This window comes from Nostoc sp. FACHB-892 (genome assembly GCF_014698795.1).
In the GTDB taxonomy this organism is placed as follows: Bacteria; Cyanobacteriota; Cyanobacteriia; order Cyanobacteriales; family Nostocaceae; genus Nostoc.
Genome location: NZ_JACJTR010000015.1, coordinates 49426 through 65553, shown reverse-complemented (window position 1 = coordinate 65553; position 16128 = coordinate 49426). Strand labels below are relative to the sequence as shown.

The window sequence follows — 16128 nt, the reverse complement described above, 5'->3', positions numbered from 1 at the left end:
GGGGAACCGCAAGGGCGCACTGGCTTTTCTGCGGTTTGTTAAAATATAGACCTCTTGTTTGCGATCGTTACTGTAGTCGCACGTAAACTTAATACAAGAACATTCGCATGATTCCAGTGTCCCGTATGCAGTCTCAGCATCATCGCATAATGCTGCACATATCCCTAAAACTTTGTTAACGGTAATAAATAGTAAAAAATATCCCCCTTTTTTAAGGGGGGTTGGGGGGATCTTCGTTCGATAAACAAGCTAACCGAACTGTATCTAAACGGCAGAGAACAATTAATTACAAATTACGAATTAATCCTCAGCTTTTGCTGAATATGCAACAGTTTTACCATCCAATGACATACCTTCTGTTTGCAATTGTTGAAGCCGATTTGGTTTGATAAAGCGCTCTGTCGCCGTCTTAATAACGATATACAAAATTGGTACTACAAACAAACTCAAGAAAGTCGCAATTAACATTCCACCAAAAACTGCTGTTCCCAAAGATTGGCGACTACCTGCACCAGCACCTGTAGAATTAGCCAAGGGGAAAATTCCTAAAAGAGTAGAAAAGCCAGTCATCAAAATTGGACGTAACCGTTCTTGTGAAGCTTCAATTACTGCTTTAGTCATCGAAAGGCCTTGATCTCGCAATTGGTTAGCAAATTCCACAATCAAAATAGCGTTTTTGCTAGCCAAACCAATCAACATTACTAGACCAATTTGACAGTAAACATCATTAGAAAAACCCCGTAACGATTGAGCAACAAGCGCTCCAAAAATAGCTAAGGGAACTGATAACAGAATGATAAAGGGGTCAATGTAGTTTTCGTATTGAGCAGCTAGTACCAAAAATACAAATACCAATCCTAATCCAAAGATCAGGGGTGCTAAACCACCAGAATCTATTTCTTCTAATGCAGTCCCTGACCATTCATAGCCATAACCTGCTGGTAAAACTTCTTTAGCAACTTGTTCCATTGCTTTAATTGCGTCTCCCGAACTAGAGCCAGGGGCGGCGGCACCATTAATTTCAATTGAGCGGAACAGATTGTAGTGATTGATAGTTTGCGCTCCCACAGTCGGAGTAACTGTGACTAAGTTACTCAAAGGAATCATTTGATTATTTTGAGAACGAACGTATAGTTTACCAATATCTTTTGGGTTAGAACGAAACTGTTGATCTGCCTGGAGATACACCCGGTAATTGCGCTGCTGGAGATTGAAATCATTTACATATTGCGATCCCAAAGCAGTTTGTAAAGTACTGAAGACATCATCTATAGAAACTTGCAATGATTTAGCTTTATTGCGGTCTACTTCCACAAGCAATTGTGGTGTATCTGCGGCAAAGGTACTAAATACAGCTTGTAATCCAGGTGTTTGATTAGCTTGACCCAGCAATTTACCCATCGACTGGACTAGATTTTCTAAACCACTATTACCTCTGCGGTCTTGCAGTTGAAAGACGAAGCCGCCAAAGTTACCTAAACCCTGAATTGGGGGCGGATTCACAGGAAAAACCCTGGCTTCTGGGATTGCCAACAACTTCCCTTGCAAGCTGCCAATAATCGCCTGTACTGATTGATCAGGTTTTGAGCGCTCATCCCATGATTTTAAAGTGGTAAATATGATGCCACTGTTAGCTGTACTACCACTAAAACCAAATCCTCCGATCGCAAAAGTCCCCACTACTTCAGGAATTTGCAGAATTTCTTTTTCTACCTGTGCAATTACATCGCTGGTATATTGCAACGAAACCCCTTGCGGCCCTTGGATAATTGTGATGAAGTAACCTTCGTCTTCATCGGGTAGAAAAGCTGTCGGTACTGTCATGTACAGCCAAGCAGTCATTCCCAAAGAAACAATAAACAACCCAATTACAATACCTTTGATGCGTGCGAGAAAGGTAAGCGATCGCTTATAACTATGCTGTAACCAGTCGAGAAATCGATTTATATGGCCAAAAATCCAACCCAGCCAGCCTGAAGGTCTTTGTCCTTGACGCAGCAACACTCCACACAAAGAAGGTATCAGAGTCAAAGCCAAAAAAGTCGAAATCGCAATGGAGAAAGCGATCGTCAGCGCAAATTGCCGATAAAGTGCGCCTGTGGTTCCCGGAAAGAACGCCACTGGTACGAACACCGCCATCAATACTAGTGAAGTGGCAATAACCGCGCCAAACAGTTCCCTCATTGATTCACTAGCGGCTTGGCGAGGACTAATTCCTTTATCCTGAATAAAACGGCTGATTTGCTCTACTACAATGATCGCATCATCTACCACCATCCCTGATGCTAAAGTCAGACCAAACAAAGTCAAACTATTAATCGAAAAGTTAAAAACTTTAACAAAGGCAAATATCCCAATAAAGGAAAGCGGAATACTAATTGCGGGAATTAAAGTAGTTCGCCAGTCCTGCAAAAACACAAAAATTACAATTACAACCAGCACCACCGATTCAATCAGGCTCTTAAGCACTTCTGCCATCGACTCTTCGACAAACATGGTTGTGTCAAAAGCTACCTGATATTTCATGCCTGGGGGAAAACTTGGAGCCAATCGCGCAATTTCGGCTTTGACTCCCTTAGCTACATCCAAGGCATTACTACCAGGAACCTGATAAATCCCTAAACCGACAGCATCATTAGCACGAAATCGTAGAAATGAACTGTAGTTTTCTGCACCCAGTTCTGCTCTACCGACATCTTTGAGCTTGACTAATGTGCCATTATCTCCAGTTTTGAGGACAATTTCTTCAAATTCTGCTGGTTCTGCTAATCGGCTAGCAGCACGTACATCAAGTTGATACCTTTGTCCTTCAGGAGCAGGTTCTTGTCCAATTCTCCCTGCACCAACTTGCAAGTTTTGTTCGGATAAAGCATTTGCTACATCCTGAGTTGTTAGCCCCCGATTGGCAAGGCGAGTTGGATCTAGCCACAGGCGCATTGCATAGCGGCGTTCGCCAAAAATTTGAACGTTGCTTACACCTTTGACTCTTTTTAAGGCATCTGCTAAGTAAAGGTCGGCATAGTTACTTAAGAATGTATTGTCGTACTCTTTATTTTCAGCAAATAAACCAATCGCTAAAAGGATGTTACTAGATTCTTTCGATACTCGCACTCCCGTGCGTTGCACAGAGTCTGGTAGTTGTGGTTGGGCAACAGAAACACGATTTTGCACATCTACAGCTGCAATATCTTTATCCCGCGATGGATCGAAGGTGGCTGTAATGGTACTAGTACCATCGTTACTGCTGCTGGAAGTGAGATATCTTAGTCCCTCAACCCCGTTGATTTGCCTTTCTAAGATATTTGTCACTCCGCTTTCTACGACTTCTGCACTAGCTCCGCTATAGTTGGAAGTTACAGTGATTTGGGTGGGACTAATTTCTGGGAATCTGGCGATCGGTAGTGATGGAATACTGATTAATCCTACTAAAAGGATAACGATCGCGCAGACCGATGCAAAAATTGGTCGCTTAATAAAGAAATCAACAAACATAATTTAAAAATTGGGAATTGGGAATTGGGAATTGGGAATTGGGAATTGGGAATTGGGAATTGGGAACTAGGCATTATCTTCCTTGTCTGACTCATCTCCCCCTGCTCCCTACCCCCTTCAGCTAAGGCTTCTGAATACTACCCACTTGTTCCGGTGCTGGAGTGATGGGAGCGCCATTAGTTAGGTTGAGAATACCAGAAATAACAATTTTGTCTCCAGCTTTTAGTCCTTCGATAACTTGATAATTATTCCCCTCAATAGCTCCCAATTTCACAGGTTTTTGTTGAGCAACTAAAGATGGCGCTCCAGCTTTTTTTTCTGCTGGCGCTTCAGCTTTCTTTTCTGTTGGTGTTTGAGCCACAAATACAAAAGTTTCTCCACCCAGGCGAGATATTGCTGTAACTGGAATTAAAATTCCTGGACGTTCGTTCCAAATTACTTTGGTTTGCACTGTCTGGCGATTGACCAATTGACTTCTAGAATTACCAAAGTTGGCTTTAACTAAAACTGTCTGTGAATCTGAACTTGCATCTGGAGAAATGAAACTCAGTTTACCCCTTGCTGTGGTTTTGCCTTGGGCGTTCAGCATTTGCACTGGTAATCCCAAGCGTAACTTTTTAGCTTCTTCTAGGGGAACGGAAATATTCAGTTCTAAAGAGTCATTTCTAGTTAATGTAGTGAGCTGATCTGCTCTTTCCACAAAATCTCCCACCTTTGCTGGAATATCACCAACAATACCAGTGAAAGGTGCCAGAACTTTTGTGTATTGCAGTTGGACTTGGGCAACTTGGACTTCAGCCGCTGCTTGACTTACTTGCGATCGCGCTTGGGCAATTTCTTCTGGACGGGAACCATTTTCAAGTTGCCTTAAGTTTTGTTTCTGTTGTTCCACGGCAGCAGTTAGCTCATTGATACTAGAACTTCTGCTTTGGCGAAGTTGGTCTAGGCGTTTCTGGGCAACGACAAGGGCAGCTTCAGCACTTTGCTGTTCTTTAACATATCCTTCTAAGGTATCTTGAGAAACTGCGCCCTCTTTTCTCAATTGTGCGTAGCGCTTGGCTCGTGATTGTGCTAATTCCACATCAGATTTAGCTGATTGAATTTGAGCCTCAGCCTGAGCGATTTCTTGTGGTTGCGATCCTGATTGGGCATCTCGAAGACGAGCTTGAGCTTGGGTTAACTGCGCTCTAGCTTGGGCAATTTCTTCTTTTCGTGTACCCGCTTCCAATTCAGCAAGACGTGCTTGAGCTTGTGCTAGTCCAGCTTTTGCTTGTGATAATTGCGCTTGGACACTATCACTTTCCAGGCTAATAATAGCTTGCCCTTGTTGAACACGGTTGCCCTCTTGAATGAAAATATTGGTAATTCGTCCATCAACCTGTGGCTTGATGATTGCCGAACGTGGAGCCTCTAAGGAGCCAATAAACTCCGAACTTTCCTGCACTGTTTCAGTTTGCACAGTCGCTAGCTTGACGGGAATTGCCATCGGTTGACCAGCAGCAGGCCCACCTGCTCCTGGATTACTAGCATTACTAGTTTGCCACCAGCGCCAACCAAAACCAATACCTGCAACTAGCAGAACAATTCCCAATATCATGGGCCAACGCCGTTTTTGAGGTGGCTTAGGCGATCGCTCTAGTTTTGGGAGGGACTCTTGACTCGAATCATTAACAGCAGGCTGTTCTATTTCAACAGGCAGGTGAGAATCAGGGAACTCAGAATGGGACATCTTTGGTTTCTCGTCTTGTGGATTTAGACTTGGGCAATCTACTCTTTGCTAAAAAAGCATTGTTTGAATAGTTTTTAGCCCTTCTTTCTTGATGTTGGTGACAAATATTAATTTAGGTATTGGGGCGATCGCTCATGTTGTGTAGCACTTGAAACGAGCCAATGTCCTTTAGCACACTATGGTTATTTTGTACATTTTTCGGCTCCTAGCAATTTTTTAAAGTGTAATTTATAAAACTTTTTTAGTCAGCATAAACCCATGACTCTAGCTCAAAGAAAAACATGGTTTATCTTGTTGCGGGCAAATTAACAGAACATCCTGCCTCTTTCAATGGCAAAGTGCTAATACCGCGCACAAATAAATTGACACAAGTTTCGATGTAGCATTCACGACTGTATTCTAATGTGCTAGGGATATCGCTAAAACGCAGGATACCGTGAAGCAACATACCCGTGAAACTATCCACAGATGCTTTCAAATCTATATCTGAAGACACCGTGCCCTTCTCTTGACTTTTCTGCAAGTACACAACCAGTTGTTCGCGCAATGATTTGTCAGTTTCGTATAAGACCAGACGGGCAGCCTGGGGATGTCGCTTCGCTTCCCCAATAAATGTCCGAATCAGGTCTTCATGCTCCTCCATGATCTGGTTGCAAAGCCTTGCATAATTCTTGAGGTCAATATATAGGTCTTGAGTCCAGTTGTCCTGATGGGCTAAAGCTTCCGCCTGTAAAGCGATCGCTTCGGTAATCACAGCAGCTAGTAGTTGCTCTTTGTTCTGGAAATGACGAAATAAAGTTACCTCATTGACCGCAGCAACACGAGCAATTTCTCGTGTTGTAGCTCCAGTTAAACCAGCCGTTGCAAACACTTTAGTTGCTGCCTTTATCAAGCGTGCATGGGTTTGTGCCGTCCTTGATGCTGAGTTTTCCATGAGTGTTTGCAAGTGCTTGCTTGCATTATAACCACATAAAACTTGAGATTAGTATAAATTACAGATCAGTTTATCGCTCTTAAGTTATAGTGAATACTGATCTTAGGGAAGAGAAGAGTATGGAGCAATGCCAACTCTTGGAGAGGCTTGTCTGCGACACCCTCCCGCAAACGGCAGGCTACGCCTAAGGTGTTAGTTTAGCTTTATTAAGCGAGGTTGCAAGTTTCATCGAGTTATCCTCACCAAGAACGATGTGCAATCAATCAGTATTCTCTAGATTCCTATTTTTTAGCAATCTCAACTTCCTACACTTAGGTCACCCGATCGGTTGATTGTTAACTCACCCATTTGGGTGATTTAATTTTTTCTAATTAGGGTTTTGTTTTCACAATAGCTAATTAAGAGAGCATCCCATTTTGGTAATAAGAATCCTCAGTCTCCTGCTATGTTCAACCATCGACAACTGATTTCTTGGAATTCAATTTCGGCAAGATACGTACAGTTGATTTTCGATTAGTAACAACATGAGAAAGCAGCCCTTCATACCGATCAAGTGCTTGCTCCAAAGAATAGTTTTCTTCGGCAAACTGTCTTCCTGCGTTACCTAACCTCGCCCCTAGAGTAGGATTAGCATATAAATCATGCACCGCAGCAGCCATTGCATTGGGTGATTCTGGCTTCACAATTATCCCACCCCCACTGAGTTGGATTGCTTTTGCAGCAGTACCACTAGGAGGAACTGAACCCACAATCGGGCGACCACTCGCCAACAGTAGTGGTATTTTTGAAGGCATATTGAACGAAATCACATTGCGCTTTTGCACAATTAACCCTACATCAGATGCTGCTAGCATTTCAGGTAGTTTTTCTCGCGGCTGCAACGGTAGCAGCAAAACATTATCTGCTCCATTTATAAGACAATATTCCTGCAACCTCTGCAATGCTATTGATTCACCAACGATGACAAAGACAATATCCCTAATATGACGTAAGCAAACTGCTGCTTCTATTACTGTTTCTAAACCTTGCGTTAGAGCAATGTTACCCGAATAAAGAACTACAAATTTTCCATCAAGTTGATGGCTAGATATCCAGGAATTCTTCTGTTTTGGTAAAGGGCAGATGAAATTTACATTCACCCAATTGGGAATACAAACGATTTTATTAACAGGTACTCCTTTATTCACTAAATTTTCCCGAAACCCATCGGCAATGACAGTAATAGTGTGTGCAGTTCGATATCCAAATTTCTCTAAGGCTGCAAGAGTTCGGATCATCCACTTGTTTTTCAATAGCCCGATACGTACGGCAGCGTCTGGTAAAATATCTTGCACATTTAGAACTACTGGACAGTTGTATAACCAACTAAATATTGTTGCTGGTAAAATAGCTAAAAGAGGCGGAACTGTTAAGATAATCACATCAGGCCGTCCGCCTTTAAAGGCTTGGGGTAAGCTCGTGAAAACAAAACTTAACTCTAGTAATAGCCGATCTACTAAGTTAGGTTTAGACTTAATTCGGAGATAACTTCGTTGAATGGTGACACCATTTTTTTGCTCAGTAACGTACCATTTACCCCGATACTCATCGTAAATTCTACGCTCAGGATAGTTGGGCATTCCGGTAATCACCCGCACTTCATGACCTCGCTTTACTAATCCTTCTGCCAATTCAGTCATTAAGGGAGCAATTCCAATCGGCTCTGGATGATAGTTGTAAGAATATATCAGAATGTGCATAGGCTATTTATAAATTTGGTGAAGACAGCCTGAGATAAGCGCATTTATTGCTAATTTCAGTAGGGCCTGCTACTTTAATTATTTAATTTAGATTGTGATTAAATTATGATTTAAAAAAATCATAATTTCGATAACCACTGCTTAGAATTTTCTAAATAGATTTTAACAGTTATTAGTTCTCAAATATTCATTTTTCTGCTTGGATAAAGTCCCTTAACCGTACAGTAAAAAGTTATCAGTGTTAATAATAGCTTTTAACTGATCAATTATTTTAGGCTTCCACTATATACCACTATATATATGTAATAATCGTTAACTTATTTAAAAGCGAATTTAATTGTTAAATTTACACTTAGGAGATTGTAACATGATATTTAATATCATGCATATAACCCGCATTCCGCCTTGAAAACTGGCACATTAGGTATTTTTAACCAAGTAATGAGTATTGCATTCATGGGTGAACATCCGATTTTTTCAGTAATTCAAAGGCACTAACTTTTTAGCGCTAGTGTCTTGAGTAGCTTCGTATTTGGATCTATCTATCTGTGACTGGAAAAAGCCGTAATGCATCAAATGTAATGCAACGCAACATCACCTTGGTAGATAAAGTTGAAATCAACAGCTTGATTTAGATTGTTAGATGCCGCGGTTATTGATAGCCTATGTAACATTAAAAGTAGCGTTGATTGCTGTGTTAAAGGCAATTTTGGCGAAAATATTTTTCATTGTCATAACGCTCTTTTATTACTCTCGTTAAAGAATATTTAGAACATTATTTTGTTTCTGCGTACTTGGTTCCAATCAAGTGAGGCTTTGAAAAAGATTCAAGGTCGGTATTTTATTTTTCTCTCTTCAGATATATAAAAGAGCGATAACTCCAAAGTTGATTTAAATCATGCAGATATCAATCTATAAACAACACTAACTTAACTATAAAATATGTATAAGTAAATACCGAATGAAATTGCTGTAAAAATGTAATAAATCAATGAAGATAAACACTTTTTTTGTGAAGTTTTGGAGAAATGCCAAGTCTATCTAACGAACCTAAGTTTGACTTTATCCATTTTAGGGATGTATCTGGCAAGGCTTACTCACTGATTTTCCAGCTTGGTCAACTGTTTACGACTATTGTTGGATGTGGAGCAAAGATGGTAGATACAGCACTTTGCTTTTTAAGTGAGGTACAAAATGCAGATGAAAACTGCGGTATTTTAAAGACTCACGAGAAACATTCAAACTCTAGTTGCCTCAAAATCACGAGCGATCGCCTGATAATAACTGATAAAGTTGAGCTACGCAAAGTTGAAAACAGTGACCTATGCCTGCGTTTCTATTAGAAGTTGGTACAGAAGAATTACCTGCAAGCTTTCTCAGTGATGCCTTAATACAATGGCGAGAACGAATTCCCCAAAGTTTGGATGCAAACAGCCTTCAGGGTGAAAGTGTCCAAGTGTACGGTACTCCCCGGCGTTTGGCGGTATTGATTAAAGGTCTACCATCCCAGCAAGCAGACCGAGAAGAAGAAATCAAAGGGCCCCCCGCCCAAGCCGCCTTTAAAGATGGTCAGCCTACTGCTGCTGCTGTCGGCTTTGCCAAAAAGCAAGGTGTGGAACTAGATACCCTCTTCCTTCGCCCCACTGACAAAGGGGAATTTGTCTTTGTGCAAAAAAGAATTCCCGGCCGTCCTGTGGCAGAAATTTTGACAGAACTGGTTTTCCAATGGATTTGGGGTTTAGAAGGTAAGCGTTTAATGCGTTGGGGAGATGGAGATGGGAGATTTTCTCGACCGATTCGCTGGCTGGTAGCTTTGTTAGATCAGACGCTGCTACCTCTAGAATTAGTAAATGGTTCTAAAACGATTCAGAGCGATCGCATTTCTCAAGGTCATCGGGTTTTACATCCTGCACCTGTGACAATTGCTCAAGCGACTGATTACGTTACCGCCCTCAAGTCTGCCTATGTCAACGTTGATCCAGAAGAACGGGCAAACATTATTAAAGAGCAAGTAAAGGCTGTAGCAGAGAATTTAGGCGGGTATACAGTAATTTACCCCGATTTGTTAGAGGAAGTAACCAACCTTGTAGAATATCCTTCTACAGTTGTCGGTAAATTTGAACCAGAATTTTTGGAATTACCAACTGAGGTAATTACTGAAGTTATGGTGACTCATCAACGTTATTTTCCTGTATTCAAACCAGATAGTTCTGAACAAGAATTATTGCCCAATTTCATCACCATTTCTAACGCTGATCCCAATAAATCAGATATTGTTGCCGTCGGGAATGAAAGAGTAATTCGTGCCAGATTAGCTGATGGCAGATTTTTTTACGAAGCTGATTTAACTAAGCCAATAGAAAGCTTCTTACCCCAGTTAGAAAAAGTCACCTTCCAAGAAGAATTGGGTTCGGTGCGTACCAAGATAGATAGAGTAGTTAAGATTGCCGAGCAAATTACTACCCAATTAGGATTAGCAGAAAATCAAAGCCAAAAGATCCAACGTGCTGCTTTATTGTGTAAAGCAGATTTGGTAACTCAAATGGTTTATGAATTTCCCGAATTGCAAGGCATCATGGGAGAAAAATATGCCTTAGCCAGTGGTGAAGATGCCGAGGTAGCAAAAGCAATTTTTCAACATTATTTGCCAACAGGAGCAGGTGACAATTTACCCGAAACACTTACAGGGCAAATTGTTGGTTTGGCAGATAAATTAGATACTTTGGTAAGTATCTTTGGTTTAGGGTTAATTCCCTCCGGTTCCTCTGATCCCTACGCTTTGCGACGTGCTGCTAATGCTGTAGTTAAAATTATTTGGTTTTATAATTTGCCGATAAATTTAGATGATTTATTAGCGCAAATATCCACAGACTTTGCAGCCAAATATCGCAAAGATCAGGCATCATTAACCGCAGCATTACAAGAGTTTTTCTTACAACGTATCCGCACTATACTGCAAGAAGAAAAGCAGATTGATTACGACTTGGTAAATGCAGTTTTGGGAGAAAATGACCCAGAATACACAGAACGGACGTTAAAGGATTTATTGGATGTGCGCGATCGCGCCTTATATTTACAACAAATCCGCAATGACCGTACCTTAGAGAACATCTACGAAACCGTTAACCGTTCCACACGATTAGCTGCCCAAGGAGATTTGGATACAAAACAGCTAGAACCTACAACTGTTGTTCGTCCAGAATTATTCCAAAAGCCCTCTGAGCCAGCTTTGTATAATGCCTTAATCGAATCAGTACCGCAAACCAAAACAGCACAGCAAACACGAAATTATCAACTGTTAATAGCAGCACTAACAAAAATTGCTCCAACAGTTAGTAACTTCTTTGATGGCCCAGATAGCGTATTAGTTATGGACTCCGATCCAGAAATTAAGCGTAATCGATTGCACTTACTGGGATTGGTTCGCAATCATGCCCGTGTTCTAGCTGACTTTGGTGCGATCGTCAAAAATCTGTAGCGTAGGTCAACAAAAAGTTGTGTAATTTTTGCCAATAGACGCTACTATAGGGAGTGCTTAACCAGGGACTCTGCTGCAATCTATGCCTAGAGCTACTGTAATTGGATTGGGAAAGTCCGGTGTTGCTGCGGCGAGATTGTTGAAAGGAGAAGGTTGGGAGGTAGAGCTAAGTGATAGCAACACCTCCGAAACCCTCCTACAACAACAACAAAAACTCGCTGCCGAGCAAATAACCGTTAAACTAGGCCAATCCCCAGAATTGAATGGTGCTAATTTACCCCAATTAATAGTCGTTAGTCCTGGCGTGCCTTGGGATATTCCCGTATTAATCAAGGCACGCCAATTAGGTATTGAAACCATCGGGGAAATGGAACTCGCTTGGCGAAATTTGCGATCGCTACCTTGGGTAGGAATTACTGGCACTAACGGTAAAACTACTACCACAGCTTTGATTGCTGCCATTTTCCAAGCAGCAGGCTTAAATGCACCCGCCTGCGGTAATATTGGCTACGCCGCTTGTGATGTTGCCCTATCTTGGAAGGGGAGAGGGGAAGGGAGCAGGGAGCAGGGAGCAGGGGAGGCAGGGGAAGCAGGGGAGGCAGGGGAAGCAGGGGAGGCAGGGGAAGCATTTGATAATTCCTCACTTTTAACTCCTCACTCCTCACTCCTCACTCCTAACTCCTCACTCCTCACTCCTAACTCCTCACTCCTAACTCCTAACTTTTCACTCGATTGGGTGATTGCGGAAGTTAGCAGCTATCAAGTAGAATCTTCAAGCTCTCTTGCACCACGCATCGGTGTTTGGACGACTTTCACACCGGATCATCTGAGTCGCCATAAGACTTTAGAGAATTATTACAACATCAAAGCCAAGCTGTTACGTCAGTCCGAATTGCAAGTATTCAATGGCGATGATCCCTACTTGAGGCAACAAGGTTTAAGTGCTTGGCCTAATGCTTATTGGACAAGTGTAAAAGGAAAAGATTTCCTGATTAGCGAAAAAGGCTTTTACATCGAGAATGACTGGGTTGTGGAGAAATTGACTGCAACCTCTATACCAGAACCGATTGTGAAAGTATCTACTTTGCGAATGGTGGGAGAACATAACCAACAAAATCTCTTGATGGCAGTAGCAACGGCACGATTAGCGGGAATTAATCGTGATGCGATCGCACGTGCTATTGTTGAATTCCCCGGTGTTGCTCATCGTTTGGAGCATATCTGCACTTGGGAAAGTATTGATTTCATTAACGACAGCAAAGCTACTAACTACGATGCTGCCGAAGTTGGTTTAGCATCTGTGAAAAGTCCAGCGATTTTAATTGCTGGTGGAGAAGCCAAAGCAGGTGATGATACGGGCTGGCTAGAACAAATTCAAACCAAAGCTGCTGCTGTATTATTAATTGGCTCTGCTGCACCCGCATTCGCCCAACGCCTCCAAGAGGTGGGGTATTATTCATACCATATTGTGGAAACAATGGAAAGGGCAGTTCCTAGAGCGGCGGAATTAGCTAAGGAGTATGAAGCGCCTGTGGTGTTGCTATCTCCAGCTTGTGCGAGTTTCGATCAGTACCCCAATTTTGAGGTGCGGGGCGATCGCTTCCGTCAGTTGTGCCTTGCTTGGGCAGAAGGAGAGAAACTTCAATACAACTCGATTCTTTCATCTTCTCTGCCTTAATTCATTTATTGTGTGACTTGCAGCTACACAGTGAATGAGTTATGTAACCTAAAAGTGCGGTGCGATCGCATGATCACATAGACTTCAATATTCTAGAAGGATTGTTTAGAGCTAATTTAGCGGTTTCCTATAATTAAGTTTTGCTGTAGTTTGCAACTTCAACCTCATGAGCGATGCTTGTAGGTTTAGGAATAGGTAAACCATCTTCTAACATTCCTTCTAGATGAAATTCAATCGCTTCTGCAATCATCTGCTTGACTTCTTCTAAGGTTTCACCCACAGCTACACAACCGGGTAAATCAGGGATATAAGCGCCGTAACTAGTTTCTCCCTTTTCAATCACAACTGTATAACGCATTAGTCTTCCTCTAATTGAGCTTGTCTCCAGATATTTTTAAGAGTACCAATTGGCACATCCACATTTGGTTTACCAGACTACAAGAGAAGGAGAGTAAGTGATGGGGAGTAAGTGGCTCAAAATGAAATGCTAAAGTTAATAATCAAGCTTTTCCAGAGCTACATTCTCTCTCTCCCAGATAAAATTTATATATGAACGCTACACAAGAAAAACTAAAAGTTCAGCTTGAGCAGGCAATAGTTGCGGCTTTTGGCGCTGATTTTGCTGGAGTAGATCCAATTTTGGTTTCTGCTAGCAATCCTAAATTTGGTGATTATCAGGCGAATGTGGCTTTATCCCTGAGTAAAAAGTTAGGATTGCAACCAAGAGCGATCGCAGGTGCGATCGCCCTGAAACTAGATGTATCCGAAATCTGCGAACCACCGGAAATCGCTGGCCCAGGATTTATCAATCTGAAACTGAAAACAGCATACCTGGAAGCACAATTAAACAATATACAAGCTGATCCCCGGTTAGGAGCTCCATCCGCGAAAACGCCGAAACGGGAAATTGTGGATTTTTCCAGTCCGAATATTGCCAAAGAAATGCACGTAGGACACCTGCGTTCTACGATTATTGGTGATTCCATCGCCCGGATTTTAGAATTTCAAGGACACGATGTTTTACGGTTAAATCATGTGGGTGATTGGGGTACGCAGTTTGGCATGTTAATCGCTTATCTGCGGGAAGTTTACCCAGACGCGCTTACTACGGCTAATGCTTTAGACATTGGTGATCTAGTCTCTTTTTACCGCAAAGCCAAACAACGGTTTGATACAGATGCAGCTTTTCAAGAAACAGCCCGGCAAGAAGTCGTCAGATTACAAGCAGGTGCAGAAGATACACTTCATGCTTGGAAACTGCTGTGCGAACAATCACGGCAAGAGTTTCAAGTAATTTATGAGTTGTTGGATATCAAGTTAACTGAACGCGGCGAATCTTTCTACAACCCCTTACTACCAAAAGTTGTGGAAGATTTAGAAAAATCTGGTTTACTGGTAGAAAACCAAGGTGCAAAATGCGTTTTTCTGGAAGGGTTTACAAATAGAGAAGGTGAACCTTTACCTTTAATTGTGCAGAAATCAGATGGCGGCTATAACTACGCCACAACAGATTTAGCATCCCTCCGCTACCGGATTCAGCAGGATGAAGCAAAGCGGATAGTTTATGTAACAGATGCTGGACAAGGAAACCACTTTGCCCAATTTTTCCAAGTAGCACGCAAAGCTGAATGGATTCCCGATGATGTGGAATTAGTGCATGTACCCTTTGGGTTGGTGTTAGGAGAAGATGGGAAGAAATTCAAAACTCGTTCTGGAGATACTGTGCGGTTACGCGATTTATTAGATGAAGCTGTTTCTCGTGCCCATGCTGACCTAAAAACCAGATTACAAGAAGAAGAACGCCAAGAAACTGAAAAATTCATTAATGAAGTTGCTAGGGTAGTTGGAATCAGTGCAGTTAAGTATGCAGACTTAAGCCAAAACCGCACCAGCAACTATATTTTCAGCTATGACAAAATGCTGGATTTTAAAGGTAATACTGCGCCCTATATGCTGTATGCTTATGCGCGGATTCAGGGGATTAGCCGCAAGGGTGATATTAACTTTAAGGAGTTGGGAAATAATGCCATCGTGTTGCAGCACGAAACAGAATTAGCGTTGGCAAAATATTTACTTCAACTGGATGAAGTTATCAGTAGTGTAGAGCAAGACTTAATGCCTAATCGTTTATGTGAGTATTTGTACGAACTGAGTAAGAAGTTTAATCAGTTTTATGACCGCAATCAAGGGGTTCAGGTATTGGAGGCGGAGGAACCGCAGCGAACATCCCGCTTGATTCTGTGTGATTTGACTGCTAGAACCCTGAAGCTGGGATTATCTTTGTTGGGAATTAAGGTACTGGAGAGGATGTAAGACTAATTCGTAATTCGTAATTGGTGGAGTTGGAAGAAAGCGTTTTGTTGGGGGACTTCTAGAGAATAAATTACCCAATTTATTCAGATGATATTTTTATTTTCCCCCTGCTCGCCTGCATACATAGCAATTGATTATTTTTTTAATTGGAAGTCCTTGGAGGCGATCGCAAATGGTACGGACACCATCAAAAAACATAACTTTAGCAAAGTTTTTAATGTTACCAGAAACCAAGCCCGCTAGTGAATACATAGATAGTCAAATTATTCAAAAGCCTATGCCACAGGGAAAGCACAGTACAATCCGAGGTGAAATGATTTGCACTGTAAACTTAGCGGTGAAGCCCAAGCGAATTGCACGAGCGTATCCAGAACTGCGGTGTACTTTTGGCGGAAGATCAATAGTACCAGATGTTTCTGTGTTTACTTGGCAAAGAATTCCTCGTGATGAAAATGGCCAAGTTGCCAACGTCTTCCAAGCAGCTCCCGATTGGACTATTGAGATTTTATCGCCCGATCAAAGACAAACGAAAGTTACAAAAAATATTCTGCATTGCCTGAATTATGAAACACAAATGGGTTGGCTGATTGATCCAGAAGAACAAACGGTATTTGTGTACATCCGCAATCAACAGCCAGTTATGTTGGATGAATTAGAAGCTTTACTTCCTGTGCCAGATTTTGCAAGTGAGTTGAGGCTGACATTAGGAGATTTATTTGGATGGCTGTTGGAGTGAATCAAAATCTGACGAATTTAATCAGGAGA

10 protein-coding genes are annotated in these 16128 nt (G+C 41.8%); 5 read left to right on the top strand and 5 right to left on the bottom strand.

Going from position 1 to position 16128, the window contains the following annotated elements; genetic code table 11:
- Window positions 1-300: 300 nt before the first annotated feature.
- The 4 genes from H6G96_RS20065 to H6G96_RS20050 all read right to left on the bottom strand — a co-directional run bounded on the left by H6G96_RS20065 (window position 301) and on the right by H6G96_RS20050 (window position 7894).
- Window positions 301-3492: an efflux RND transporter permease subunit gene (locus H6G96_RS20065; protein WP_190913084.1), complete on the bottom strand. Its 3192-nt coding sequence runs from the start codon at window positions 3490-3492 to the stop codon at window positions 301-303.
- 121 nt (window positions 3493-3613) lie between these two features.
- Entirely contained in the window at window positions 3614-5221 is a 1608-nt protein-coding gene (locus H6G96_RS20060) for an efflux RND transporter periplasmic adaptor subunit (RefSeq protein ID WP_190913083.1), read from the bottom strand.
- Window positions 5222-5507: 286 nt separating this feature from the next.
- Window positions 5508-6155, bottom strand: coding sequence for a TetR/AcrR family transcriptional regulator (locus tag H6G96_RS20055; protein WP_190913082.1), 648 nt, complete (start codon window positions 6153-6155; stop codon window positions 5508-5510).
- Window positions 6156-6604: 449 nt separating this feature from the next.
- Window positions 6605-7894, bottom strand: coding sequence for a glycosyltransferase family 4 protein (locus H6G96_RS20050; protein WP_190913081.1), 1290 nt, complete (start codon window positions 7892-7894; stop codon window positions 6605-6607).
- Window positions 7895-8922: 1028 nt separating this feature from the next.
- Here H6G96_RS20050 and H6G96_RS20045 point away from each other — a divergent pair.
- The 3 genes from H6G96_RS20045 (at window position 8923) to murD (ending at window position 13050) form a co-directional block, all read left to right on the top strand.
- The gene (locus H6G96_RS20045) at window positions 8923-9237 is read left to right on the top strand and encodes a hypothetical protein (RefSeq protein WP_190913080.1); all 315 of its coding nucleotides are present in this window, start codon (window positions 8923-8925) and stop codon (window positions 9235-9237) included.
- On the top strand, window positions 9219-11372 hold the full coding sequence (glyS, locus tag H6G96_RS20040) for a glycine--tRNA ligase subunit beta (protein ID WP_190913079.1): 2154 nt from the start codon (window positions 9219-9221) through the stop codon (window positions 11370-11372). Before H6G96_RS20045 ends, glyS begins: the two co-directional genes overlap by 19 nt.
- Window positions 11373-11454: 82 nt before the next feature.
- The gene (murD, locus tag H6G96_RS20035; RefSeq protein WP_190913078.1) at window positions 11455-13050 is read left to right on the top strand and encodes a UDP-N-acetylmuramoyl-L-alanine--D-glutamate ligase; all 1596 of its coding nucleotides are present in this window, start codon (window positions 11455-11457) and stop codon (window positions 13048-13050) included.
- Window positions 13051-13183: 133 nt separating this feature from the next.
- On the opposite strand, the gene H6G96_RS20030 is transcribed toward murD, so the two are convergent.
- Complete coding sequence (locus H6G96_RS20030) at window positions 13184-13408, bottom strand: type II toxin-antitoxin system HicB family antitoxin (RefSeq protein ID WP_190913077.1); 225 nt, start codon at window positions 13406-13408, stop codon at window positions 13184-13186.
- Between the two features lie 191 nt (window positions 13409-13599).
- Between H6G96_RS20030 and argS the strand changes: the two genes are divergently transcribed.
- Both argS and H6G96_RS20020 read left to right on the top strand, forming a co-directional pair.
- On the top strand, window positions 13600-15363 hold the full coding sequence (gene argS, locus H6G96_RS20025; RefSeq protein ID WP_190913076.1) for an arginine--tRNA ligase: 1764 nt from the start codon (window positions 13600-13602) through the stop codon (window positions 15361-15363).
- A 172-nt stretch (window positions 15364-15535) separates the two neighbouring features.
- Window positions 15536-16099, top strand: coding sequence for a Uma2 family endonuclease (locus H6G96_RS20020; protein ID WP_190913169.1), 564 nt, complete (start codon window positions 15536-15538; stop codon window positions 16097-16099).
- The last annotated feature ends 29 nt before the right edge of the window (window positions 16100-16128 follow it).

Coding starts and splice junctions, on each gene's coding strand:
- H6G96_RS20065 (WP_190913084.1), bottom strand. CDS start 3,492: ATGTTTGTTGATTTCTTTATTAAGCGACCAATTTTTGCATCGGTCTGC.
- H6G96_RS20060 (WP_190913083.1), bottom strand. CDS start 5,221: ATGTCCCATTCTGAGTTCCCTGATTCTCACCTGCCTGTTGAAATAGAA.
- H6G96_RS20055 (WP_190913082.1), bottom strand. CDS start 6,155: ATGGAAAACTCAGCATCAAGGACGGCACAAACCCATGCACGCTTGATA.
- H6G96_RS20050 (WP_190913081.1), bottom strand. CDS start 7,894: ATGCACATTCTGATATATTCTTACAACTATCATCCAGAGCCGATTGGA.
- H6G96_RS20045 (WP_190913080.1), top strand. CDS start 8,923: ATGCCAAGTCTATCTAACGAACCTAAGTTTGACTTTATCCATTTTAGG.
- glyS (WP_190913079.1), top strand. CDS start 9,219: ATGCCTGCGTTTCTATTAGAAGTTGGTACAGAAGAATTACCTGCAAGC.
- murD (WP_190913078.1), top strand. CDS start 11,455: ATGCCTAGAGCTACTGTAATTGGATTGGGAAAGTCCGGTGTTGCTGCG.
- H6G96_RS20030 (WP_190913077.1), bottom strand. CDS start 13,408: ATGCGTTATACAGTTGTGATTGAAAAGGGAGAAACTAGTTACGGCGCT.
- argS (WP_190913076.1), top strand. CDS start 13,600: ATGAACGCTACACAAGAAAAACTAAAAGTTCAGCTTGAGCAGGCAATA.
- H6G96_RS20020 (WP_190913169.1), top strand. CDS start 15,536: ATGGTACGGACACCATCAAAAAACATAACTTTAGCAAAGTTTTTAATG.